We start from the raw sequence: 23507 nt of genomic DNA, 5'->3' as shown, positions 1-23507 counted from the left end.
ACCCCGAGCAGTGACCGCGATCACAGCGGAAACCCCGCGAATCGCCGTTGCTTATCCGGAGGCAGCCTCCGTATAGTTACCGGAGGGCCCTTCCGTTTACAGCGTACTCGAGCCTTGAAGGAGCACACCCGGTGTCCGTACGCAGCTCAGCTTCTCTTCGCGCGGCAGCACAGCCGCGCACCCCGCGGCTGCCAGCCGGCCGCGGGCTGGTGCTGGCGATCGTCCTGATCAGCCAGCTGATGGTGGTGCTGGATGCCACCATCGTGAACATCGCACTGCCCGACATCCAGAGCGCGCTGGGGTTCTCCCCCACCGGCCTGACCTGGGTGGTCACCGCCTACACACTCACCTTCGGCGGCCTGCTGCTGCTGGGCGCGCGAGCGGGCGACATTCTCGGCCGCAAAAGGGTTTTCGTCATCGGCGTTGCGATCTTCACCATCGCCTCACTGGTCGGCGGGATGGCCAACTCGGCCGGGCTCCTGCTCGCCGCCCGCGCCGTGCAGGGACTGGGCGGCGCGCTGGCGGCTCCGTCAGCACTGTCGACGCTGATGACGCTGTATCCCGAGGCCGGCGAACGCACCAAGGCTCTCGGCTGGTACGCGGCGGTGTCGGTGGGCGGCTCGGCGATCGGGTTGATCGCCGGCGGTCTGCTCACCCAGCTGGCGTCCTGGCGCTGGGTGCTGTTCGTCAACGTCCCCATCGGCCTGCTGCTGGTCGCGGCGGCGCTGCGCGCCATGCCGGAGTCGGAGCGCCACCGCGGACACTTCGACCTGCCCGGCGCGGTCACCTCGACCCTGGGCATGACGTCGCTGGTCTACGGCCTGGTGCGCGCCGCCGACAGCGGCTGGGGCGACGCGCTCACCCTGCTGGCGCTCGGCGCCGCGGTGGTCCTGCTCGCCGGGTTCATCGTGATCGAACGCCGTGCCGAGGCTCCGGTGGTGCCGCTCGGGCTGTTCGCCGACCGCAACCGCGCCAGCTCGCTGCTCGGCCGGCTGCTGCTGGTGGCCGGCATACTGGGCATGTTCTTCTTCCTCACCCAGTTCCTGCAGGACATCTGGGGCTACTCGCCCACCGCCACCGGGGTGGCCTTCCTGCCGCTGACCGTGATGCTCTTCGTGATGTCACAACTGTCCGCCAGGGTCGTCACCCGGCGGCTGGGAGCCCCCACCACGGTGCTGATCGGGCTCACCTTCTCGGCGGTGGCGCTGTTCTTGCTGTCCCGCATCACCCCGGACAGCGGCTACCTGTCGGTGCTGGTGCCGCTGGTGATGTTCGGTTCCGGCAACGGATTGGCCTTCGTGCCGCTCACCTCGCTAGCCCTCGACGGGGCGCCGCAACACCAGGCCGGCGCCGCGTCCGGGCTGGTGAACGCCTTCCATCAGGTGGGCGGGGCGTTGGGGCTTGCGGTGCTGGCGACGGTGTTCACGCACGCCGCAGGACCCGCCGTCGGCGGCGCCGGCCCGGCGGCGGACGCCGCGTTCGTCACTGGCGTTCAGCACGCGTTCGTCTGGGCATCGGGGTTCTTGGTCGCGACGGTGCTGTTGCTGGCCATCGTGGCGCGCCGCCCGGCTTCCGAGCCGGCCGCGGGTTCCGCCGGGCGCGACAAGACCGTCCGCGCCGGCAACAGCAAGCGCCACAACGAATCCCGCGACGACGCTGACGCCGAGCTGGCGCTGGCGGAGGCCGCCGAGGCGGGCTGAGGTCGGCCGGCAGCCGGCTCCGGACCTGCGAAACGAGCCCGCGGGGCGGGCTCGTTTCGCGCACCGGCACCATCGCTACCGGCGACGGCTCAGGTCTGCACCTCGGATCCGTCGCCGGACCACAAGGTGTGGAACGAGGCGTCGGGGTCGGCGTCGGTGCGGTGATAGGTGTGCGCGCCGAAGTAGTCGCGCTGGGCCTGGATCAGCGCGGCCGGCAGCCGTGGCGAGCGCAGCGCGTCGTAGTAGGCCAGCGCGGCCGCGAAGCCAGGCACCGGAATACCGGCAAAGACCGCCTGCGCCACCGCGAATCGCCACGACTCCTGGGCCTTGCCCAGCGCCTCGGTGAAATACGGCAGCAACAGCAACGACTTCGGCACCTCGCCGGTCGCGTCGGCCTGCTGATAGGCGTCGGCCAGCCGGCCGAGGAAGGCGGCCCTGATGATGCAGCCGCCCCGCCAGATCCGCGCCACCGACGCCAGATCGATGTCCCAGCCGTACTTCTCGGCCCCGGCGGCGATCAGCTCCCAACCCTGCGCGTAGGCGACGATCTTCGCCGCGTACAGCGCCTGCTTGATGTCGGCGACGAAATCGTCGACGTCGGAGACGTCGATCTTGCCGTCCGGCCCGGGCAGCTCGGCGGCGGCGTCCCGCAGCTCCCGCTGGGCCGACAGCCCGCGGGCGAACACCGCTTCGGCGATACCGGAGGCGGGCACCGCAAGGTCGAGCGCATTCTGCACCGTCCACGTTCCCGTGCCCTTCATCCCGGCAGCGTCGACGATCATGTCGACCAGCGCTTTGCCAGTCTTGGGGTCCTTGTGCGCCAACACCTTTGCGGTGATCTCGATCAGGAACGAGTCGAGGTCTCCGGTGTTCCACTCGCGGAAGATCTCGGCGATCCGGTCGGTGGACAGCCCGAGGCCACGTCGCATCAGGTCGTAGGCCTCGCCGATCAACTGCATGTCGGCGTACTCGATGCCGTTGTGCACCATCTTGACGAAGTGCCCGGCACCATCAGTGCCGATGTGGGTGCTGCACGCCTCACCGTCTGGGTCGCCCTCGGGGACCTTGGCGGAGATCTTCGCCAAGATCGGCCCGAGCGTCGCGTACGACTCGTCGGAGCCGCCCGGCATGATCGACGGCCCGTTCAGCGCGCCCTCCTCGCCGCCGGAGATGCCGGTGCCGACAAAGTGGATGCCCCTGTCCCGCAGTGCTTTTTCCCGGCGGATGGTGTCGGTGAACAAGGCGTTGCCGCCGTCCACAAGGATGTCGCCCTCGTCCAGCAGCGGCGTCACCTCGTCGATCACCGCATCGGTCGGTTCGCCGGCCTTGACCATGATGATCACGGTGCGCGGCTTCTTCAGCGAGGCGACGAAATCTGCCGTGCTCTCCGAAGGCACGAAGGTGCCTTCGTCGCCGTGCTCGGAGATCAGCTGCTTGGTCTTGGCGTCGGTGCGGTTGTGCACCGCCGTGACGTAGCCGTTGCGGGCCAGGTTCCGCGCCAGGTTCGCGCCCATCACCGCCAGCCCGGTGACGCCGATGTCGGCCTGCGCCGCGCCGGGTGCCCCGGCTCCGTCGCCGGCCGCCTCGCTCGTGGTGCCGGTTGTCTGGTCCGCCATCTCAAAACCTCTCTCTGGCCTCGTTGTCGGCTCGTGGTGCCGCGTTTCCCCGCGGCTCTTTCGCGAGATTGTCACCAACAGTTAGTGTCACCCGCAGCTTTGCTGCGCCGTCACCCGCCTCCGGTCCCGCCGGGGCGCGTCTCGGCGTGCTGCCCGTCGCTCACACCGCAGGAGTTCCGCGATGACGTCATCCTCGCCAGCGTCCACCCGGCCGGAGAAGGTCCGCAAAGACCGCACCCACTACCTGTACCTGTTCGTCATCGCCGCGGTGGTGCTCGGCGTTGCCGTCGGCCTGATCTGGCCGGAGTTCGGCGTCTCGATCAAATGGCTGGGCACCGCGTTCGTCAACCTCATCAAGATGATGATCTCTCCGGTCATCTTCTGCACGCTGGTGCTCGGCATCGGCTCGGTGCGGCAGGCCGCCAGCGTCGGCAGGGTCGGCGGCTTGACCCTCGGGTACTTCCTCATCATGTCGACGGTGGCGCTGATCATCGGGTTGATCGTCGGCAACATCATCCAGCCCGGCGACAGCCTCAACCTCACCGACGAGATCGCCCAGGCCGGGCAGAAGCAAGTGGATGCCGAGGCGGACAACTCGCTGTCCGGCTTCATCATGAGCATCATCCCGACAACGCTGCTCAGTTCGCTGACCAGCGGACAGGTGCTGCAGACCCTGCTGGTGGCCTTGCTGGTCGGCTTCGCGCTGCAGGCCATGGGCGACAAGGGCAAGCCGGTGCTGCGCGGCATCAAGCACGTCGAGCGGCTGGTCTTCAAGGTGATGGCGATGATCATGTGGCTGGCACCGATCGGCGCATTCGGCGCGATGGCCGCGGTGGTCGGCGCGAAGGGGCTCTCGGCGTTGTGGAGCCTGATGCTGCTGATGATCGCCTTCTACGTCACCTGTCTGGTCTTCGTCTTCGTGATTCTCGGGTTGCTGCTCAAGACCGTCACCGGGATCAACATCTTCCGATTGCTGGCCTACATGGGCCGCGAGTTCCTGCTGATCCTGTCGACCTCGTCGTCGGAGTCGGCGCTGCCGCGGTCGATCGCCAAGCTGGAACACATGGGGGTGCGCCGGGAGACCGTGGGCCTCACCATCCCGGTCGGTTACTCGTTCAACCTGGACGGCACCGCGATCTACCTGACCATGGCGTCGCTGTTCATCGCCGAGGCCATGCACGCGCCGTTCTCGATCGGCCAGCAAGTCGGGCTGCTGCTGTTCATGATCATCGCGTCGAAGGGCGCCGCCGGTGTCACCGGAGCCGGGCTGGCGACGCTGGCCGGCGGTCTGCAGGCACACCGCGCCGACCTGGTGCCCGGCGTCGGTTTCATCGTCGGTATCGACCGGTTCATGTCGGAAGCGCGGGCGCTCACCAACTTTGCCGGCAACTGCGTCGGCACCACGCTGATCGCGCACTGGACCCACACCATGGACCGGGCCCAGGTGGATCGGGTGCTGGCCGGTCAGGATCCATTCGACGAGCGCATGCTGGACCGCGACGACGGCGACGACGGCGGCACCTTCGGCACCGACGAGGTGTCGGACGAGGGCCGGTTGGAGCGCCGGGACGACGGTGCCGACCTGCGCAAGGGTCGCTGAGCCTGGCCCGGCGACGAGTGATTCCGGTCAGCGGCCGGGGCGCTCGGCCAGCACCTTTCCGGTGGACCGTTCGATGCGGAACTCTCGACCCGTCGACCCGCTGCTCGCACCCGCGCTGAGAGAAACGTCGAGCACCGCGGTGCCGCCGGCACTGGCGGTATAGACCGACAGCCGTTCCAGCCGGGCATCGAGGACGGCGGCCGCGACCAGCCGGTCCCAGGCGTCGGCCGGCCGGTGCTCGCCGGAGAGCCCGGTGATCTGGTTGGGGTGGTAGCCGGCACCGTACGGGTCGACGGCGGGTGGCTGTTTGGTGCGGCCGCTGCAGATCAGGTCGAGCCGGCCCCAGTTCAGCTCGACGAACGGCATCGCCGGGTCCGATGTCGGCACCACCGTGCTGACGTCTTCCCTGCTGCGGACCAGCTTGGCAAGGGCTGCGATGTCGGCGCCGGTCAGCTTCGCGCAGGAGCGCTCGGCAAAGAGTTTCTGCGGTGCCGTCGGCAGCGGCCACGCCGCAGCGGCGGAACGCGGCCTGCTGGTGGTGGCGCTCGCCTGCACCATCAGGCTGTCCGGGTAGCTGATCTGCGCGGCCTTGCTGGGTTTCCACCCGGCCACCGCCCGCTCGATGGCGACGACGGCACCCGACACCGGGTCGCTGTCGGTCAGAGCGGCGGCGCCGGTGCCGTCGACGGTCACCTCGGCGTCCCGGCCGCCGACGGACAACCGCAGCGTGGTGGACCCGACGTCGCTGATCCGGATGGTGGGCTCCGGGCTGTCGAACAGGCCGCCGCGGTAGGCCAGGTCGACGAGCTGCTGCACCTGGCCGACGGGCACCGAGAACTTCTCCATGCCGATGCCGTCGGCGGTGGGACGCTGCACCTGACCGTCGGCGAACACGGTGATGGTGTAGCCACGCTGCTTGCCGCCGACGGTGGCCGGGTTGGCGTCGATCACGACGGCCGGTCCGCCGCCGGTCAGCTGCGGAGCGCCGCCGACACCGGCCGGTGCGGACGGCGGCGGGACGTCAACCGAGCTCACCGCTGCGGGTGCCCCGACTGGTTGCGCGACGCCGGTGACGCCACCGCAGCCGCTCACCAACACGACTGCTGTCGCTGCGGCGAGCACGGCCGGCCACACCGGCGCCCGCAGCGGGCCGCTGGCGCGCGCTGAGCTGGTGCCGGTTCTCATGCCGGTCTGACGTGCCGGGCGGTCGATGGGTTGCACGTGCACGAACGCGGAAGATCGTGCCCCATAGTCGGTGCACGATCTTCCGCGACGATGCATTCGGTGGCCGGTCCTCCGGCGAGAAGCGGTTGCCCGTGTTCGGCGAGCAGGCGGCACTCTCAGCCGGACAGCCGCTGCTTCACCGCGTCGGCGATGCGCTTGCCGTCGGCCCGACCGGCGGCCTTGTCATTGGCGGCCTTGATCACCTGGCCCATCTGCTTCATCCCCGGCTGCTCACCGCCGCCGGCAACCTCGGCGACGGCCCCGTCCACCAGGTCGGTGAGCTCGGCGTCGGTGAGCTGCTGCGGCAGGTAGCGCTCCAGGATCGCCGCCTCGGCCCGCTCGTTGTCGGCCAGCTCGGAGCGGCCGGCACCGGCGTACACCTCGGCAGACTCGTTGCGCTTCTTCACTTCTCGGGTCAACACCCGCACCACGTCGGGGTCGGTGAGCTCCTTGGCGCTGGTACCTGCGACCTCTTCGTTGGTGATCGCGGCCAGCGCCATCCGCAGCGTGCCGGTGACCAGCTGGTCACGCGACTTCATCGCCGCGGTGAGGTCGGTGCGGATCCGCTGCTTGAGCTCGGCGGGTTCAGCCATGACGCCAACCCTAGTGCCGGCGTCCAGCCGCGCCGCCCGGTCAGATCCCGCTGACCCGCGCCGCCGGCCCGCGCCGGGTCGGCTCAGCGGGCGGTGGCGGCGGCGTACACCGCACGCCGGGCCAGGCCGTGCCTTGCGGCGACGGCGTCGACGGCATCGCGGCGGGACGAACCCGCGTCCACCAGCTCGGCAACCGCCGCCGCCAGCTCGTCCGCGGCCGGCACCCGCACCTGACCGCTGGCGCCGGCCACCACCAGCGTCACCTCGCCCTTGACGTCGCCCGCCCCGGCAGCGATCTCACCGAGGGTGCCGCGGCGAACCTCTTCATAGGTCTTGGTGAGCTCACGGCACAGCGCGGCCGGCCGGTCGGCGTCTAAGGCCTGCACCATCGCATCAAGGCTGGCCTGCAGCCTGTGCACCGATTCGAAGAACACCATGGTGCGGCGTTCGCCGGCCAGCTCGGCCAGAAACCGTTGCCGCTCACCGGTTTTCCGCGGTGGGAAGCCCTCGAAGGTGAATCGGTCGCTCGGCAGTCCTGACAGTGCCAGCGCGGTCAGCACCGCGGACGGCCCCGGCACCGACGTCACCAGCAGCCCGGCGTCGGCGGCGGCGGCGACCAGCCGGTAGCCCGGATCGGACACCGATGGCATGCCGGCGTCCGTCACCAACAGCACGGTGTCGCCGGCGGCGATCCGTTCCAGCAGGCCGGGGATGCGCGACTGCTCCACCGACTCGTAGTACGAGACCAGGTGCGCGGTGATCGGGACGCCGAGGTCGCCGGCCAGCCGGCGCAGCCGCCTGGTGTCTTCGGCGGCGATGACGTCCGCCGTCCGCAGCGCCTCGACCAACGCGGGCGAGGCGTCGGCCGGGCGGCCCAGCGGCGTCCCGCCCAGCACCAACCGCCCACCACCGGCAGCTCCCCCGGCACGCGCAGTGCCACCAGAGTGATCAGCGCCAGCGGCGTCGTCAGCACCGTCAGCACCCTGGGCACCCAGCGGCGGCTCCGTTCTCATCTGGCTCACCCTACGATTGCTAGTCATGCGCCCCCACCGGCCCGACGAGCCGACCGCCGCGGACCTGGGCGAGCGCACCCCCGGCACGGTCGCCGTGCTGGATCCGAACGAGCACGCCGATACCAAGACCGGGCCGAGCGCGCCGACGGCGCTGACCGAACCGGCAGGGCCCGACGATCTCACGTTGCGCGGACCGAGCGCCGGCGCCACCGAACCGGCGGACGAGCGGGCCGACGACGCCGACGTGGTGCCGATCGGCGCGGTGCCCCCGGCCCGCAAGCCCAGGCCCCCGCGGCGCCGGCTGCTGCCGGCCGAGCCGCCGGCCGACCGGCTGCGCGGCTGGCTGGTCACCCTGGTGCTGGCTGCCATCGGCGGCGTCATCCGGTTCTGGGACATCGGCATGGCCACCGACCGCGGCACGCCGATCTTCGACGAGAAGTACTACGCCATCAACGCCGCCGAGATGGTGCGGCTGGGCGGCATCGAGGAGAACTACGGCTACGGGCTGGTGGTGCACCCGCCGCTGGGCAAGCAGCTGATCGCGCTCAGCGAGTGGATGTTCGGCTACAACCCGTTCGGCTGGCGGTTCGCCTCGGCGATCGCCGGGATCATCTGCATCATCCTGATTATCAGGGTGGCCCGCCGGCTGACCGGCTCGACGCTGCTCGGCGGGATCGCCGGGGTGCTGCTGATCTGTGACGGGGTCAGCCATGTGATGGCGCGGACCGCGCTGCTGGACGTGTTCCAGGAGATGTTCGTCCTCGGCGCGTTCGCCACCCTGCTCTGCGACCGCGCTCAGGTGCGCAAACGGCTGGCCGCCGCGGCGGCTGGCCTTGGCGGCGCGCCGGGCGCCGACACCCCGTGGGGGATCAAGCTCGGGTTCCGCTGGTGGCGGTTCGCCACCGGGGTGCTGCTGGGCTGCGCGACCGCGGTGAAGTGGTCGGGCATCTATTGGATCGCGTTCTTCGGGGTGCTCTCGGTGATCTGGGACATCCTGGCGCGCAGGGAATTCGGGGTACGACGCCCGCTGCTGGGCATGCTGCGCCGGGACGCGTTGCCGTCGTTGTGGTCGTACGTGGTGATCGGCCTGGGCACCTACGTGGCGAGCTGGTGGGCCTGGTTCGCCAGCGAATCGGCCTGGGCCAGGCACGTCTACGCCGCCGACTCGCTGGACTGGCACGGCCAGAACGGGCTGAAAGCGATCGGCGGGCTGTTCCACAACTCGTTCTGGCAGTGGACGTGGAACATGCTCAGCTTCCACTCGACGCTGCTCACCCCTGGCGCCCCTGGGGCCGGCAACTCCGATCCCGGCGCCCGGCATCCGTGGGAATCCAAACCCTGGGTGTGGCCGATGAGCCTGCGCCCGGTGCTGTACTACGTGCAGGACAACGGAAGTCAGTGCCAGGGCGACTGCCAGGCCAGGATCTTCCTGGCCGGCACCCCGGCGATGTGGTTCATCGCGCTGCCCATTCTCGGCTGGGCACTGTGGAAGATGATCGGCCGGCTGGACTGGCGCTACGCGGCCGTGGTGGTGGCCTACGCCGCCGGGTACGTGCCGTGGTTCACCAACCTCGACCGGCAGATGTACTTCTTCTACGCCACCGCGCTGGCGCCGTTCCTGATCCTCGGCATCGTGCTGGTGCTCGGCGACATCCTCGGATCGCGCCGATTAGGCACCGAGCGAAGATTGCTGGCCTATGGGATTGTTGCGGCGTACGTCGGGATCGTGGTGGCGAACTTCATCTGGATGTATCCAATTCTCAACGGTTACCTGATCACCAACGCCCGGCTCACCGCGGAGATCATCATCCCTTCGTGGGGCTGATGACGCGGAACGGTTAGCACCTCAACCGCGCTTGAAGTCAAGGACGGCTCGGGTGGGATTCCTCGCGCTGCCGGGCAGGTGGGCGCCGAGTAGGGTCGAACGTGGCAGGACGGACGGGCCTGAGCCCGACCGCCAACTGACCCTGCGAGATCACTGGGTTCGCAGGGTGAACCGTCAACTCAAGGAGGCCTTTGACGTGGCTGTGTACAACCTTCCGGATCTGCCGTACGACTACGGCGCCCTGGAGCCACACATCTCCGGCACCATCATGCAGCTGCATCACGACAAGCACCACGCCACCTACGTGGCCGGCGCCAACTCCACCCTCGAGAAGATGGAGGAGGCCCGCGAGAAGGAATCGTTCGACACCCTCGCCGGGCTGGAGAAGTCGCTGGCGTTCAACCTCGGTGGGCACGTCAACCACTCGATCTTCTGGCCGAACATGTCGCCGGACGGCGGCGACAAGCCGGACGGCGAACTGGCGGCCGCCATCGACGAGTACTTCGGCTCGTTCGACGGCTTCCGCAACCAGTTTACCGCCAACGCCACCTCGATCATGGGGTCCGGCTGGTCCATCCTGGCCTGGGACACCCTTGGCCAGCGGCTGAACCTGTACCAGCTGTACGACCAGCAGGGCAACCTGCCGGCCGCCCAGATCCCGATCGTGCTGCTGGACATGTGGGAGCACGCGTTCTACCTGGACTACAAGAACGTCAAGCCCGACTACGTGAAGGCCTGGTGGAACGTGGTCAACTGGGCGGACGCGCAGAAGCGCCTCGACGAGGCCCGCACCAAGACCCCCGGCCTGGTGATCCCGAACTGAGCTGACGCCCTCGCGTCCGGCCCCGAGGGGCACCCGAACGCAGCGCAACACGAGCGCAGTTCAAGCGCCGGGAACTGGGAAGCGCAGGGAGAGGGCGCAGCCGCTGAGATCTCAGCGGCTGCGCCCTTTTCGCGTTCTTCACCAGCGCTGCCCGCCCGCGCCGCGGCGCGGAGGACAGCGGCAAACTGCACAGGGCCGGCCCGGTAGCAAGCAGCCGGTCAGCTGTCGGCGAGGCGCTCCTCCACCCTGCGCACCTTGCCGTCGAGCTCGCCGGTGTGGCCGGGCCGGATGTCGGCCTTGAGCACCAGCGACACCCGCCCTGCACCCGCACCTGCCGCCTCGCAGGCACGCTTCACCACGTCCATGCACTCGTCCCAGTCACCTTCGATGGTGGTGAACATCGCGTCGGTGCGGTTGGGCAGACCGGACTCCCGGACCACCCGCACCGCCTTCGCGACGGCGTCGGACACCGAGTCGCCGGTTCCGGAGGGCGCAACAGAGAAGGCAATCAACATGCTTCGACGGTAGGCGATCCGCTCGCTCGGCACAGCTGCGGATCGGCTCGACCGCGGCCGAGCCCGGCACTACCGTGCGTCACCACCACCCCGGTCATTCACAGAAAAATCGACCCGATCGTTTTCTTGACTCGTACCAGAGAAGCTGTGATGCTCGATGGTGATGAGCCTGATGCCTCCCGCCCCCTCCGTCGATCTCGACGCCGCCGGGTTGCTGCGCGGCGTCGGCCTGCGGGTGACGGCCCCCCGGCTGGCGGTGCTCGCCGCCGTCGCGGACCATCCGCACGCCGGCGTCGACACGCTGGCCGCCGCGGTCCGAGCGCGGATCGGCTCGGTCTCCACCCAAGCGGTGTACGACGTGGCAAGGGTGCTCACCGAAACCGGCCTGCTGCGCCGCATCGAACCGGCCGGCTCCCCCGCCCTTTTCGAGCTGGGCACCGACGACAACCACCACCACGTGGTGTGCCGAGAGTGCGGCAGCATCAACGACGTCGCTTGCCTGCACGGCTCCGCCTCGTGCCTGACGCCGGCCACCGACAACGGCTACCTGATCGACGAGGCCGAGGTGACGTTCTGGGGAGTCTGCCCGCAGTGCCGATCCGCCCGTCAGGATGCGTGAGAGCCAGCCGCCGAAACCGTTGCGCCCCAAGACCAACGAGCACCCACCACGCAACCCGCGCCAACTCCGGCCCAGTACCGACCGCACCCACCTCGACTGACCAGCTACCAGCACCACCCGCGGCACAGCACGACCAACACCGAACACCAAGGAGGAGCAGTGTCCGAGTCCGCCCAGTTCCCGAAAGATCAAGCCCCCACCGACCTTCCGGCCGGTGCCGACGCTTCCGGGTCACAGACCACGACCGGCGCGCCGGCGCAGTCCGACCGCAACTCGCTGACCGTCGGGTCGAACGGCCCGATTCTGTTGCACGACGTGCACTTCCTCGAGCAGATGGCGCACTTCAACCGGGAGCGGGTGCCGGAGCGCAACGTGCACGCCAAGGGCGGCGGCGCCTTCGGCGAGTTCGAGACCACCGAAGACGTCAGCGCCTACACCAAGGCGGCGCTGTTCCAGCCCGGCGCGAAATCCGAGATGCTGGCGCGTTTCTCGACGGTGGCCGGCGAGCAGGGCAGCCCGGACACCTGGCGTGACCCGCGCGGCTTTGCGTTGAAGTTCTACACCTCGGAAGGCAACTATGACCTGGTCGGTAACAACACCCCGATCTTCTTCATCCGGGACACCATGAAGTTCCCGCACTTCATCCGCAGCCAGAAGCGTCGCGGCGGAAACGGCCTGCGGGACAACAACATGCAGTGGGACTTCTGGAGCCTGAACCCGGAGTCGGCGCACCAGGTCACCTACCTGATGGGCGATCGCGGCATCCCCGCCAGCTGGCGCGAGATGAACGGCTACGGCAGCCACACCTACATGTGGATCAACGCGGCCGGCGAAAAGTTCTGGGTGAAGTACCACTTCCACTCGGACCAGGGCGTGCGCGGGCTGACCGGCGAGCAGGCCGAGAAGATCGCCGGCGAGGACGCCGACTTCCACCGCCGCGACCTGTACGAGGCGATCGCCCGCGGCGATTTCCCGAGCTGGACGCTGTCGGTGCAGGTGATGCCGTACGACGACGCCAAGACCTACCGGATCAACCCGTTCGACCTGACAAAGATCTGGCCGCACAAGGACTATCCGCTGATCAAGGTCGGCACCATGACGCTGAACCGGAACGTCGAGAACTTCTTCGCCGAGATCGAGCAGGCCGCGTTCGAGCCGAGCGCCATTGTTCCCGGCATCGGGTTCTCCCCCGACAAGATGTTGCTGGGCCGGACCTTTGCCTACGCCGACACCCACAGGTACCGGATCGGCCCGAACTACCACCAGCTCCCGGTGAACCGGACCAAAGGCATGACGGAGAAGGTGAACACCTACACCTTCGACGGGCCGATGGCCTTCGAGCACTCCGGCGACGCCCCGGTCTACGCACCGAACTCGTTCGGCCGCCCGTACTCCGACTTCACCGGCCCGGCCGAGGACGGCTGGGACACCGACGGTGAGATGGTCCGCACCGCCTACGAGCTGCGTCCGGACGACGACGACTTCTCGCAGGCCGGCACCCTGGTGCGCGAGGTGTGGAACGACGAGCAGCGCGCCGCCTTCGTGGAAACCGTTGCGGGGCACCTGCTCGGTGGCGTGCACGGGGACGTGCTGGAGCGGGCCTTCGGCTACTGGAAGAGCGTCGACCCGGACACCGGCGCGCAGATCGAGGCCAAGGTCCGCGCCGGCCAGGGCGCGGACAACCCCGGCGGCGATGCCAAGCAGGCCGTCGCCGAGGCCAACAACGGCGCCGCCATCAAGGAGCCGGCGACCAACGCTGCCAAGTAACCAACGCTGCCAAGTAACCAACGCTGCCAAGTAACCAACGCTGCCAAGTAACCAAAGCGCAGAGCACATGATTCGGCCGGAGTCCGCTGGCGGGCTCCGGCCGAATCGTGTGCTGCCCAACGACTTCGGGCCCCGGAATGCCCGGCGCCGGCTACCAGCTCATGCCGTTGGCGGCGGCGGTGGCGAACGCCTGGTCCGGCGTCATCTTCTGCAGCACCTTGAGCACCCATGCGGCGCCCAGCAGTTGTCCGCCCTTGGGCACGGTGTGCCCGACCGGCTCGGACAGCTGGTGGAAGGCGTACTCGCGTGGCACCCCCGCGTTGCGGGAGGCGTCAGACAGGGACTGGCTCCAGGCGTAGGCGGCGCGGTTGGAGACCACGCCGTCGCGGTCACCGATGACGATGAACACCGGGATACCGAGGATGTCGGCGATCCGGTCGGGGTTGGTCACGTTCAGCTGCTGCACCAGCGGGTTGTCGGCGATCGGCGCAAACCATTGGGTGGCAACCAGATCGGTGATCGGGCTGTAGCCGGAGACACAGACCACCCTGTCGTCGTACATGGCGTAGTGGAAGGCAAGGAAGCCGCCGCGGGAGGTGCCCTGAACGACCATCATTCCCGCTCTGGTGCGGCCGGTGCCGATCAGCGTGTTCACCACGTCGTGCATGCGCTTGTTGTGTTCGTCGACGAAGTTCATCCCGTTCCGCAGTCGCCAGGCCCAGCCGTCAAGGCCGAGGTCGTTGACCGGGTCGATGATCTGCGACGCGTGCGATGGCATGTCGATCGACACCACCATGTAGCCGAGCTTGCGCAGGTAGATCGCGGCCTGGGTGTAGTAGGGCGTCTTCAGGTCGACGATGTTGCCGACCGAGAGGATCACCCTGGTGGGCTGGTCCGGCCACAGCCCGAGCACGCCGTACTCGGTGCCCTTACGGGTGCGGTACCGGCGTACTTCACTGTCGATCGGGGCGGCTGCCGCAGCTTCGGCGGGTGCGGCGGCGGCTGGCGGAGCGCCGAGCAGGCCGGCGGCCGGGGCGGCCAGCGCCGCGGCGCCGAGCGCTGTGCCGCGCAGCAGCGCCCGCCGGTTCGGCGGGGTTTCGGATGGTTGCAGCGGAGAACGGGAGGGTAGCTGAGAGCTCACGCGGGGGCCTTTCGACGGGGTGTGACGTCTTTGTGACACACCGTTTCAATTCTTGGCTATCTGACACCTCGCCCGTCCCTTGGTCAAGCCTTGGGCGTGGATCGCGGCGCACCCCGGCGGCCCCCGCCGTCCGGCGGGACCGCGCATGTTTCCGCGCCACCAGCAGCTCGTCCCGGCCAGCGGAACCTACCCCGGCGGTGCCGGAGCGGTCGCCAGTAGAGTCGTCTATAGAACACAGTGACCGGCAGGAGGCCACCGATGTCCGCTTCGCCAGCCGCACCGAACCGCGCTGCGACCCCGGCACCAGCGTCGGTGACCGATCGCCCGCCGTCGTACGCGCGGATGTTCGACGATCGCGTGAAGGCGACCCCGGACCGCACCGCGTTCCAGTACCCGGACGGCAAGGGCAGCTGGTCGTCGCTGACCTGGAAGCAGACCGCCGACCGGGTGTACCAGCTTGCGGCCGGGCTGATCTCGCTCGGCGTGCAGCCGCAGGACCGAGTCGCGATCGCGGCGTCCACCCGAATCGAGTGGATCCTCGCCGACCAGGCGGTGATGTCCGCCGCGGCGGCCACCACCACCGTGTACCCCAACACCCACGCCGAGGACGTCGACTACATCTTGTCCGACTCGGAGTCGGTGCTGCTGTTCGCCGAGAACGCCGAGCAACTCGACAAGCTCCGCGGCGCCGCGCTACCGGCGTTGCGCACCGTTGTGTTGTTCGACGACGACCGCTCCGCGTCCGCTCCCGGCGCCGAGGGCGGTACCGGAACCGGCAACAGGGCCGCCGAGCTGCCGCCGGTTCAGGTCCTCACCCTTGACGAGCTGGCTGAACGCGGCGCCGCGCTGCTGGCCGAACAACCCGACGCGGTCGCCGAGCGCATCGACGCCGCCGCGCCGGAAGATCTGGCGACGCTGATCTACACCTCGGGCACCACCGGCCGGCCCAAGGGGGTGCGGCTGGTCAACGACAACTGGACCTACGAAGGCGTCGCCATCGACGCGCTGGACATCCTCACCCCTGACGACGTCCAGTACCTGTGGCTGCCGCTGTCGCACGTGCTCGGCAAGGTGCTGCTGGTGGCGCAGATCCGGATCGGTTTCGTCACCGCCGTCGACGGCAACCTCGACAAGATCGTGGAGAACCTGGCAGCGATCCGTCCCACCTGGATGGGCGGCGCCCCGCGCATCTTCGAGAAGGTGCGCAACCGTGCCACCCTGACGGCCACCTCCGGCGGCGGCCTCAAGGCCAAGATCTTCTCGTGGGCGTTCGGTGTCGGCACCCGGATGTCGCGGGCTCACCAGGCCAAGCAGCGCCCCAGCCGGATGCTGGCCGCGCAGTACGCGCTGGCCGACAAGCTGGTGTTCGGCAAGATCCGCAAGCTGCTCGGCGGCAACATCAGGTTCTTCGTCTCGGGGTCGGCGCCGTTGCTGCGCGAGGTCGCCGAATGGTTCGACGCCGCCGGCATGAAGATCCTCGAGGGCTACGGGCTCACCGAGTCAAGTGCCTTCAGCTTCGTCAACCTGCCGGAGGACACCAGGATCGGCACCGTCGGGCCGCCGGCGCCCGGCACCGAGGTGATCATCGCCTCCGACGGCGAGATCAAGATGCGCGGCCCCGGCGTGATGCGCGGCTACCACAACAACCCGGAAGCCACCGACGAGGTGCTCTCCGCGGACGGCTGGCTCGCCACCGGCGACATCGGCGAACTCGCCGGCGGTTACCTGAAGGTCACCGACCGCAAGAAGGATCTGATCAAGACCTCGGGTGGCAAATACGTTGCGCCGCAAAAGGTTGAGGGCATCTTCAAGGCGCTCTGCCCGTACGCCAGCGAGATCGTGGTGCACGGTGAGCACCGCAAGTTCATCTCAGCGCTCATCACCATCGACACCGACGCCGTCCGCGCCTGGGCAGACAAGAACGGCATGGCCGACGTCCCCACCGAAGAGCTGGCCAGCACCAAGCAGGTGCACGACCTGATCGCCGGCTACATCGACCAGCTCAACGAGAAACTCGAGCGCTGGGAGACCATCAAGAAGTTCGCCGTGCTTCCCCACGAGCTGAGCGTCGACTCCGGTGAGCTGACCCCTTCGATGAAGGTGCGGCGGCGCGCCGTCGAGAAGCAGTACGCGTCGATCCTCGATTCCTTCTACACCGACTGAACCGCCCGGGCGTGGATGCACCACTGCCCCGGCCGGAGGTGGCCGGGGCAGTGGGGGCAGGTGGCTGCTCAGTGGTGGCAGCGGGGGCGACTCGGTCGTCGACCGGACAGCAGTCTCAGTACTTGTCCCACGGGATGGTCCAGTCGGACAGGCCGTCGCCCCAGTCGAGCGTTCCGCCCTTGGAGTTGATGACCTTCACCGGGTCACCGGCGATCGAGACGTCCTGGAACCACTTGGCGTTCGCGTCGGTCATGTTGATGCAGCCGTGCGAGACGTTCTGCTTGCCCTGGGCGAACTCCGACCATGGCGCACCGTGCACGAACTCGCCCGAGTAGGAGATGCGGGTCGCCCACTTCACGTCGGTGATGTACGCGCCGGCACCGGTCAGGCCCCAGGTGGACGAGTCCATCCGGTACTGGTCGTAGAACTCGGAGACCACGTGGACGCCGTTGGCCGTCGGGTACTTGTCGTTGCCGAGCGAGACCGGGATGTCCTTCTGCAGCTTGCCGTCCTTGTAGACCTTGAAGCGGAACGACTTGGCGTCGACAACGGTCTGCATGTCGCGGCCGATGTCGAACGAGGTGGTCATGTCCCGGTCGCCGTAGGTGCCGGGGATCACCCGCTTGCCGTAGATGTTGACGCCGACGTTCACCTTGGTGCCCGGCTTCCAGTAGTCCTTCGGCCGCCAGTGCAGCTCGGTCTGCGAGAACCAACGGAAGGCGCCTGGCTGGCTCGGGCTGGACTTGACCGTGATCATCTTCTCCAGCGCGCGCCGGTCGGAGTCGGGCACCGGCTTGCTGAACTTCATCACCACCGGCATCGCAATGCCGTAGGTACGGCCGGCGCTCGGGTAGATGCTCACCCCGATGGTGCCCGGCTTGATGGTGGTGAACGAGCTCTGGGTGGTCTTCTCGACGCCGGTGGTGCTGCGGCTGGTCACCTTGACGACGTACTTGCGGCCGTAGCCCAGCTCCGGCTCCACCGACCAGCTGGCCTTGTTGACCTTGCCGCCGTAGACGACCTTGCCCTCGGGGTTGAGCACCTCGACGTTCTTGATGGTGCCGCCCTTGGCGGAGACGCTGATCTTGTCGAGCGGCTTGATGTTGACCGCGTTGTTCTTGGGGGTGACGGTCAGTTCGGTCGGCAGCTTCGGCGGCTCGGTCGGCTTGGTGCTGCTCGGCGCCACGGATGAACTGGCGCTGCCGGCCGGCTGGCTGGCCGGCGGTTGGCTGGGCTGGGGGGCGCCCGATGCCGGGGCGCCGCTACTGGCGGCCGGGTCGGCGGCGTCGCCACCGGGCGCGACGACGACCGGTCCACCGGTGGTGGCCGCAGCGTCGTCGACCGGCTCGTTCCCGCCGGGTTGTGCGGTGCCATCGCCCGTGCCGGCACCGGCGGCGCCGCCGCCGTCGGCGGTGGGCGGAATCGTCACCCGCTCCGTCACCACCGCAGCGTTGTCGGTGCCGGACGTCGAGCACGCCGAGAGCACCAACCCAGCGGCCACCGCGGCAGCGGCGGCCGCGAGCAACCGCCGCGGGCGGCGGCGTCCGGAGGCACGAAAAGGTGGACTGTCGGAACGGTGCGGGGCAGTCATTCCTCCAGTGTGCCGAACGCCTGCGACTGATACCGGTGATTGACCGCCTGCGTGGTGGCGATTGTCACGCCATTGTGACCTTGACCTGCGGCGATGCTGACAACCGTTGTTGTTATCGGTCCCGGGTAGCGCCTTCGCTCCGTTGCTGCGCCGCCTTCACGCCGCTGGTTGCCGACCTTGGCCGGCAGCTGCCGGGCGCGCCGACGCGCCGGCGCCGGCGCCGCGGCGCCGGTCGTCGCGGCCGTGGATGCCTCGCAAACGACCGGCGCCGTCTACGCCGCCTGCACCGTCAGTGCCGTCAGTTCGGCAGCAGCGCCCCCAACTGGTCGTCCCCGCCGATGGGTGAGGCGCCGATGGTGAGGGTGCCGAGCGAGTAGCTGCCCGGCGCCCATGCGCGCCCGCCCGGCTGCCACAGCGGCTGCCACACCACCGCCCCGGTGCCCGCGTAGTAACGGTTGTCCTGGCTGAACGCACTGCCTTGGGTGTACCTGGCCGCGACGCTCGAGTTCGCGCCGGTCGACTGGGTCCAGTCCGGGAAGCCCTTGACGTCGCCCACCGGGCGGTCGGGATCGGCGTTGTCGCCGATCCTGCTGCCGGCACCGTCGACCGTGGTGGACACCTCCCAGGCCGGCGCGCTCAACGCTCCGGTCACCTTCGCGGTGATGGACGAGGTGAACGACGCCCGCGCGAAGTCGAGCTTCCAGTCGGCGGTGACCGGCTCGTTGCCCAACGGGATGCCCTTCAGGGTCAGGCTGTTCGCCGTCGCGGACACCGACCCGGCGGCTCCCGCGGTGTCGGTGTTACCGAAGTTGCCGACGCCGAGGTACGGCCCGGTGCCCCGGTAATCGTTGTTCAGGGCCGGACGCCAGCCGCCGGACCCGTCGGCCACCTGCATGTCGGTGACCGACGACTGCGGCGCGGTCTGCACCGTCACCCGGTAGTTGCTGGTCTCGACGTTCTTGCCCTTGGTGGTGAGCATCGCGTTCCAGTCCAGCGGCGCAAGGTAGAGCCCACCCTGACCCCAGCCGGCACCGGAGATGTACCAGCGCCCGTCGGTGTCCTGCACCACCTCGGCGGCGTGCGCGTCGATCCGGCCGGCCAACTGGTCGACGTTGAACGAGAACGGATCCTTGGACTTGTACACCCTGGTATCGGTGTAGCCGGACTCGCAGCAGACGAACAGGTAGTACCAGCCGTCCTTGGCCACCACGAACGGCGACTCGGTCGGCCCGCCGAAGGTGCCGGTGACCGGATGGTTGAACGCCACCTGCTTGGGCCCCCAGTTCACCAGGTCGGTGCTGGTGCGGTAGGCGACCTGGTGGTTGCCGCCTTCCGGCGTCGAGTTCGCTGTGTAGTACATGACCCATTGGTTTCCAATGCGCATCACCATCGGGTCACGGGCGTCGAAGCCGTCGACGAACAGCGGTTCTTTGCGCTTGGTCCAGGTTTTCAGGTCTTTGGAGGTGGCCAGCCGCAGCTGGTGGGTGGAGTGATTGTCGTCCAGCCCGGCGGCGTAGAACATGTAGTAGGTGTCGCCGTCCTTGAGCACATACGGCGCCCAGACGTGCTTTTCGCCCAGCGCCGGGTCGGCCTGGATCACCGGAGCCTGCTTGCTGTACTGCTTCTGCGTCAGCGTGTCGGCCGTCGCATGGGCGAAGAAGCTCTCGTTCAGCGGGTCGGCGGGTTCGGCGTGCGTGATGCCGAACATGTTCCACTTGCCGTCCGGGCCCTGCACAAAGGTGTGATCGTTGATGTACCAGGGCTCGTTCTCACCCACCGAAGGGTCGTAGATGCGTTGCCGGGCACCGGCTTGCACCACTTCTTCGGTCTTGGACCAATCTGTCACTTTCACTCCTGATGCGGTGGTGGCCAACGAAAGGTAATCGAGGCCGACGAAATAGCCGGTGGCGGCGGCGTTCTTGCCGGTGACGGTGAGGGTGAGGGTGTGCCGCCCGGCCGTCAGTGCCAGCGTGCCAAGGTCGTGCTGGGCGGTGCCGACGCCGGTGGCCTGGTAGCCGTCGAAACCGCTGCCGACGTTCTTGCCGTCAACGGCCAGCTGGACGATGCCGTAGTCGACCGCCTTGGACAGCACCGCGGTCGCGGTGTAGTCGCCGCTCACCGGGACGGTGAACGCGACGGTCGCGGTGTCACCGGACTTCTGGCCACGCAACCACAGTTGCGCCCCGCCGGACCACGACACCCCACAGCAGTTGCCCTGGGACACGGTTTCGGCGGTACTGCTGACCGCGGGAAGCAGCCGCTCCCCCTCGATCCGCAGCTGATTACCGCTGGTCGCCGACACCACCGCGCTCGGCCGCCCGACATTGCCGGACGCGTCCACCGCCCGCACCCGGTAGTACCAGGTCTCGTTCAGGCCGAGGCCCTCATGGGTGAACGAGGCATTGTGGCTGGTACCAACCAGGTTTGCCTCGGTGGTGGGCACCGCCCGGCTGCGGGAGGCGTAGATCTGGTAGTGGTCGACGCCGACGTTGTCGGCGATGGAACCGGTGGAGTCGTTCCAGCGCAACCGGTTCGCGTTCGAGTCGGTACCGATGGCGACCAAGCCGGTGACGCCCGTCGGGAGCTGCCGGTCCTGCGCCAGCGCACCGACCGACAGCACCTCGTAGCTGGCGGCACTCCACGGCGCCGAGCCGGCGGTCGGGGTGAGGGTCACCTTCAGCTCCGACTTGCCGGCGGTCAGCGCCGGGTCCAGCTGGTAGGTGTCCTGCAGCCAGCGGTGGGTGGTGTTGGCCAGTGGCTGCAGCCAGGTGCCGGCGGGGGCGCCGTCCACCGTGACGGCGGCGGACTGATAACCCTTGGCCTGATCGGACAGTCGGCGCAGGGTGACACCGACGTTGCGGGGGTCGACCGAGACGGTGAAGCTGACCGCAGCGGTGGACGCGGTCACCTGCTGCGTCACCGGTTCGGTGTCGAAGTCGCCCTCGTAGGTGTAACTGACGGTCTTGGCCGTCACACCGCCCGTGGCATCGGTGTACGTGTGCGCCTTTTCGCTGGCGGCGACGCCGACGTCGATGGCGTCGGTCACCCTGGCTGACGGGGTGTCGTCGAATCCGTACCAGTACGCGGTGGACGAGTACTCGGCCGGCTCGTTGGCGGTCGGGCCGTGTTCGATACCGAAGTTGATGCTGGAATCGAACGGCACCGCATCGCCGATCATCAAGCGGTAGGGCGCGTCGCACTGGTACTGGCAGCCGTACATCTTGGTGAGCATGGCGGGCGCACCCTGCATCGGGTTCGAGAACTCGCCCCTGTTGAAGTACCAGCCGGACTCGTAGAAGTCTTCGGTGCCGGTGCCGTACATGGCCGGGCTGCGGGTGCCGTTGGTGTACACCCGCTCGTCGCCCTCGAGGTAGTTGCGGATGTTCCCCGAGGTGATGGCGCCGCGCATGGTCTGGCTGACGCCGACAAACTTGCCGGTGCCTGCGGTGGTGAGCAGCGAGGCGTCCTTGCCGAACTCGGTCTGCTCCCGCTGGTGGGTGGCGTTGAAATAGCCGAGGCTCGGCCGCTGGTTCGGCGTCGACCGAAGCTGCCCGGCCACCGCGGCATCGGCGCGGTCGGTGATGCCCGCCCGCAGCCCGCGCAGTGGCTGCTCGGACGAGTTCACCAGGCTGACCGTGACGTTCTTGGCGTGCGGCATCGGCCACCAGCTGGTGAGAGTGGCACCACCGCCCGCGTCCGGGACCACGGAGAAGTACAGCGCGGCAACCGGATTGGCTACCAGCCCGTCACCGAAGAACTCACCGAGCGGGGAATTGACGGTCTGCTTGCCGTCGAAGCTGACCCGCAGATACACGTTGCGCAGCAACTCGTTGGACGCCAGCACCTTCGGGTCTTCCGGGTTCTCCGGCTTGTCGGACTGACGCGGCGCACCCGACCAGGTCTGGCCGGTGATCTGGTAGTCGTGGGCCTGCTCGCTGGCCAGCGCGGCAGCGCTGGTGCCGACGTCGAGCTCGTCGGTCTGCTTCGGACCACCCGCTGAGGCCGGCAGCAGCGAGGTGACCCAGTACCGGAACTCGTTGTAGTCGATGGACGCCGACACGAACTCGTTCTTGACGGTGATCTTCGACTTCCCGGCGGTGGCGCTGGCCGGCAGGGTGACGGTCTGGTACGCCCAGTAGCCGGGGATGTCGTCGGTGGGTGCCCACTCGCCGACCTTCACGCCGTCGACGTAGATGGTGGCGCGCTGGCGGTTGGAGGCGGCGTCGAAGCGCCGCTTCAGGGTGACGCCGGTGTTGTTCGGGTCGATGGAGACGGTGAACTGGCTGCTGCCGGTGAAGGCCCGGCCGTCGTCGCCGATCAACGGAAGCGGTTGCGGCGCAGTCAGTTGCGGGCCGGCGAGCTTGATCTGCGAGAGCGCACCGGACCCGGTGAAGCTGGCCAGTTGGGCCTGTGCCCCCGGTGCGAGGTCGACGGTCTTGGTGGCGGTGCTGGGGGTTCCGGTGGAGTGCTTGGGATCGGTCTTGCCCCAGTTCTTCGCGGCGGCGATGACGTCGGCCGGGTAGGCCTTCGGGTCAAAGGTGCTGACGCCCTTGGCATCGGCGAAGGTGCGGTATCCGACGTGGTAGAAGAGCGGGTTGTTGTCGGTGGTCACCTTCATGCTCTTGGTGAAGGTCATCGGCACCTTGATGTACACCCCGCCGGAACTCTGGTCGGCGTTGGCGACAAACGGGTAGACGAACGGCGCACCCTGCTTGCCGTCAACCAGATCCTGAATCTTGGCGTTGACCACCTCCTTGCCGTCAAGGGTGATGTGGATGTTTCCGGTCTTGGTGATGTCGCCCTCGTCGCGGGTGAACCAGATCGACGAGATCTCGCCTGCGCCTTGGCGTTCGGCCAGCACGCACTGCTGGCCGGCGGCCGGCTTGTTCAGGCAGCTGTAGCTGCCGACGAACCCGTCGTCGTTGCCGCCGACGCGGTCGAAACTGGAGAACTGTTTGGTCTCGACACCGGTGCTCAACTCACCGATGCGCTCGGGGTTGCGGTAGATGTCCCAGCCGACAGGCCCCTTCCCGGCTGTCGAGTCAGCGGCTGCGGTCTTGGGCCCGGCGGGATTGGCGGCCGGCGCCGACGCTGCGGCGGTGGGCGGTGCCGCCGCCGGGGCGGTGGGGAGAGTGGCGCCCGCCGGGGTGGCGACGACGAGCGCCGCGGCGGCGGCGAGCGTCACCCCCGTGGTGGCCGGGCCGGTGCGGCGTAGTTGTGAAGACATGTCGGATCCGTCCTTGCTGTCGGGTAACGGGACGCGACCTGGCGTCCCGGCCGCGCGTCGCATGTCGGGGCGAGCGAAGCCGTTGCTGGA

Annotated in this window: 15 protein-coding genes; 7 read left to right on the top strand and 8 right to left on the bottom strand. The window is 68.6% G+C overall.

Annotated features, from left to right (window positions below):
• Positions 1 to 131 precede the first annotated feature (131 nt).
• On the top strand, positions 132 to 1700 hold the full coding sequence (locus HKD39_RS08720; protein WP_212754310.1) for an MFS transporter: 1569 nt from the start codon (positions 132 to 134) through the stop codon (positions 1698 to 1700).
• A gap of 89 nt (positions 1701 to 1789) precedes the next feature.
• Here the strand turns inward: HKD39_RS08720 and gndA are convergent, their stop codons facing one another.
• Entirely contained in the window at positions 1790 to 3316 is a 1527-nt protein-coding gene (gene gndA, locus HKD39_RS08715; RefSeq protein WP_171199491.1) for an NADP-dependent phosphogluconate dehydrogenase, read from the bottom strand.
• Positions 3317 to 3497: 181 nt separating this feature from the next.
• Between gndA and HKD39_RS08710 the strand changes: the two genes are divergently transcribed.
• Positions 3498 to 4916: a cation:dicarboxylate symporter family transporter gene (locus tag HKD39_RS08710; protein WP_171199490.1), complete on the top strand. Its 1419-nt coding sequence runs from the start codon at positions 3498 to 3500 to the stop codon at positions 4914 to 4916.
• Between the two features lie 27 nt (positions 4917 to 4943).
• Here the strand turns inward: HKD39_RS08710 and HKD39_RS08705 are convergent, their stop codons facing one another.
• From HKD39_RS08705 to rsmI, 3 genes are all read right to left on the bottom strand, one after another.
• Positions 4944 to 6101: a hypothetical protein gene (locus HKD39_RS08705; RefSeq protein ID WP_171199489.1), complete on the bottom strand. Its 1158-nt coding sequence runs from the start codon at positions 6099 to 6101 to the stop codon at positions 4944 to 4946.
• A gap of 155 nt (positions 6102 to 6256) precedes the next feature.
• Positions 6257 to 6733, bottom strand: a complete 477-nt coding sequence (locus HKD39_RS08700) for a GatB/YqeY domain-containing protein (protein ID WP_171199488.1) — start codon at positions 6731 to 6733, stop codon at positions 6257 to 6259.
• An 83-nt stretch (positions 6734 to 6816) separates the two neighbouring features.
• Positions 6817 to 7746: a 16S rRNA (cytidine(1402)-2'-O)-methyltransferase gene (gene rsmI / locus HKD39_RS08695; protein WP_171199487.1), complete on the bottom strand. Its 930-nt coding sequence runs from the start codon at positions 7744 to 7746 to the stop codon at positions 6817 to 6819.
• A gap of 25 nt (positions 7747 to 7771) precedes the next feature.
• On the opposite strand from rsmI, the gene HKD39_RS08690 reads away from it, so the two are divergent.
• Together HKD39_RS08690 and HKD39_RS08685 are read left to right on the top strand one after the other, a co-directional pair.
• Entirely contained in the window at positions 7772 to 9571 is a 1800-nt protein-coding gene (locus HKD39_RS08690; protein ID WP_171199486.1) for a dolichyl-phosphate-mannose--protein mannosyltransferase, read from the top strand.
• A 196-nt stretch (positions 9572 to 9767) separates the two neighbouring features.
• Positions 9768 to 10394: a Fe-Mn family superoxide dismutase gene (locus HKD39_RS08685; RefSeq protein ID WP_171199485.1), complete on the top strand. Its 627-nt coding sequence runs from the start codon at positions 9768 to 9770 to the stop codon at positions 10392 to 10394.
• Positions 10395 to 10612: 218 nt separating this feature from the next.
• Here the strand turns inward: HKD39_RS08685 and HKD39_RS08680 are convergent, their stop codons facing one another.
• Complete coding sequence (locus HKD39_RS08680) at positions 10613 to 10909, bottom strand: MTH1187 family thiamine-binding protein (protein WP_171199484.1); 297 nt, start codon at positions 10907 to 10909, stop codon at positions 10613 to 10615.
• Between the two features lie 172 nt (positions 10910 to 11081).
• Here HKD39_RS08680 and HKD39_RS08675 point away from each other — a divergent pair, with 172 nt between their 5' ends.
• Positions 11082 to 11528 (top strand): Fur family transcriptional regulator, encoded by a 447-nt coding sequence (locus HKD39_RS08675; RefSeq protein WP_171199483.1) that lies wholly within the window; start codon positions 11082 to 11084, stop codon positions 11526 to 11528.
• Between the two features lie 159 nt (positions 11529 to 11687).
• Positions 11688 to 13295 carry a catalase gene (locus HKD39_RS08670; RefSeq protein ID WP_171199482.1) on the top strand — a complete coding sequence of 536 codons (1608 nt, stop codon included), beginning with the start codon at positions 11688 to 11690 and terminating at the stop codon, positions 13293 to 13295.
• A gap of 151 nt (positions 13296 to 13446) precedes the next feature.
• On the opposite strand, the gene HKD39_RS20430 is transcribed toward HKD39_RS08670, so the two are convergent.
• Complete coding sequence (locus HKD39_RS20430; RefSeq protein ID WP_171199481.1) at positions 13447 to 14436, bottom strand: alpha/beta hydrolase-fold protein; 990 nt, start codon at positions 14434 to 14436, stop codon at positions 13447 to 13449.
• A gap of 258 nt (positions 14437 to 14694) precedes the next feature.
• On the opposite strand from HKD39_RS20430, the gene HKD39_RS08660 reads away from it, so the two are divergent.
• Positions 14695 to 16599 (top strand): AMP-dependent synthetase/ligase, encoded by a 1905-nt coding sequence (locus HKD39_RS08660; RefSeq protein WP_171199480.1) that lies wholly within the window; start codon positions 14695 to 14697, stop codon positions 16597 to 16599.
• Positions 16600 to 16714: 115 nt separating this feature from the next.
• Here HKD39_RS08660 and HKD39_RS08655 read toward each other — a convergent pair whose 3' ends face one another.
• Complete coding sequence (locus tag HKD39_RS08655) at positions 16715 to 18190, bottom strand: L,D-transpeptidase (RefSeq protein WP_171199479.1); 1476 nt, start codon at positions 18188 to 18190, stop codon at positions 16715 to 16717.
• Positions 18191 to 18488: 298 nt separating this feature from the next.
• Complete coding sequence (locus HKD39_RS18755; RefSeq protein WP_212754308.1) at positions 18489 to 23417, bottom strand: DUF2961 domain-containing protein; 4929 nt, start codon at positions 23415 to 23417, stop codon at positions 18489 to 18491.
• Positions 23418 to 23507: the final 90 nt, after the last annotated feature.

The organism is Nakamurella aerolata (assembly GCF_013002705.1).
In the GTDB taxonomy this organism is placed as follows: Bacteria; Actinomycetota; Actinomycetes; order Mycobacteriales; family Nakamurellaceae; genus Nakamurella; species Nakamurella aerolata.
Note: the sequence above shows the minus strand (reverse complement) of the source record. Positions and strands in the feature narration are given on the sequence as shown.

What these genes read in the sequence shown, in the direction of transcription:
- gndA (WP_171199491.1), bottom strand. Translation starts at nt 3,316, where the DNA reads ATGGCGGACCAGACAACCGGCACCACGAGCGAGGCGGCCGGCGACGGA.
- HKD39_RS08710 (WP_171199490.1), top strand. Translation starts at nt 3,498, where the DNA reads ATGACGTCATCCTCGCCAGCGTCCACCCGGCCGGAGAAGGTCCGCAAA.
- HKD39_RS08705 (WP_171199489.1), bottom strand. Translation starts at nt 6,101, where the DNA reads ATGAGAACCGGCACCAGCTCAGCGCGCGCCAGCGGCCCGCTGCGGGCG.
- HKD39_RS08700 (WP_171199488.1), bottom strand. Translation starts at nt 6,733, where the DNA reads ATGGCTGAACCCGCCGAGCTCAAGCAGCGGATCCGCACCGACCTCACC.
- rsmI (WP_171199487.1), bottom strand. Translation starts at nt 7,746, where the DNA reads ATGAGAACGGAGCCGCCGCTGGGTGCCCAGGGTGCTGACGGTGCTGAC.
- HKD39_RS08690 (WP_171199486.1), top strand. Translation starts at nt 7,772, where the DNA reads ATGCGCCCCCACCGGCCCGACGAGCCGACCGCCGCGGACCTGGGCGAG.
- HKD39_RS08680 (WP_171199484.1), bottom strand. Translation starts at nt 10,909, where the DNA reads ATGTTGATTGCCTTCTCTGTTGCGCCCTCCGGAACCGGCGACTCGGTG.
- HKD39_RS08675 (WP_171199483.1), top strand. Translation starts at nt 11,082, where the DNA reads ATGCCTCCCGCCCCCTCCGTCGATCTCGACGCCGCCGGGTTGCTGCGC.
- HKD39_RS08660 (WP_171199480.1), top strand. Translation starts at nt 14,695, where the DNA reads ATGTCCGCTTCGCCAGCCGCACCGAACCGCGCTGCGACCCCGGCACCA.
- HKD39_RS08655 (WP_171199479.1), bottom strand. Translation starts at nt 18,190, where the DNA reads ATGACTGCCCCGCACCGTTCCGACAGTCCACCTTTTCGTGCCTCCGGA.
- HKD39_RS18755 (WP_212754308.1), bottom strand. Translation starts at nt 23,417, where the DNA reads ATGTCTTCACAACTACGCCGCACCGGCCCGGCCACCACGGGGGTGACG.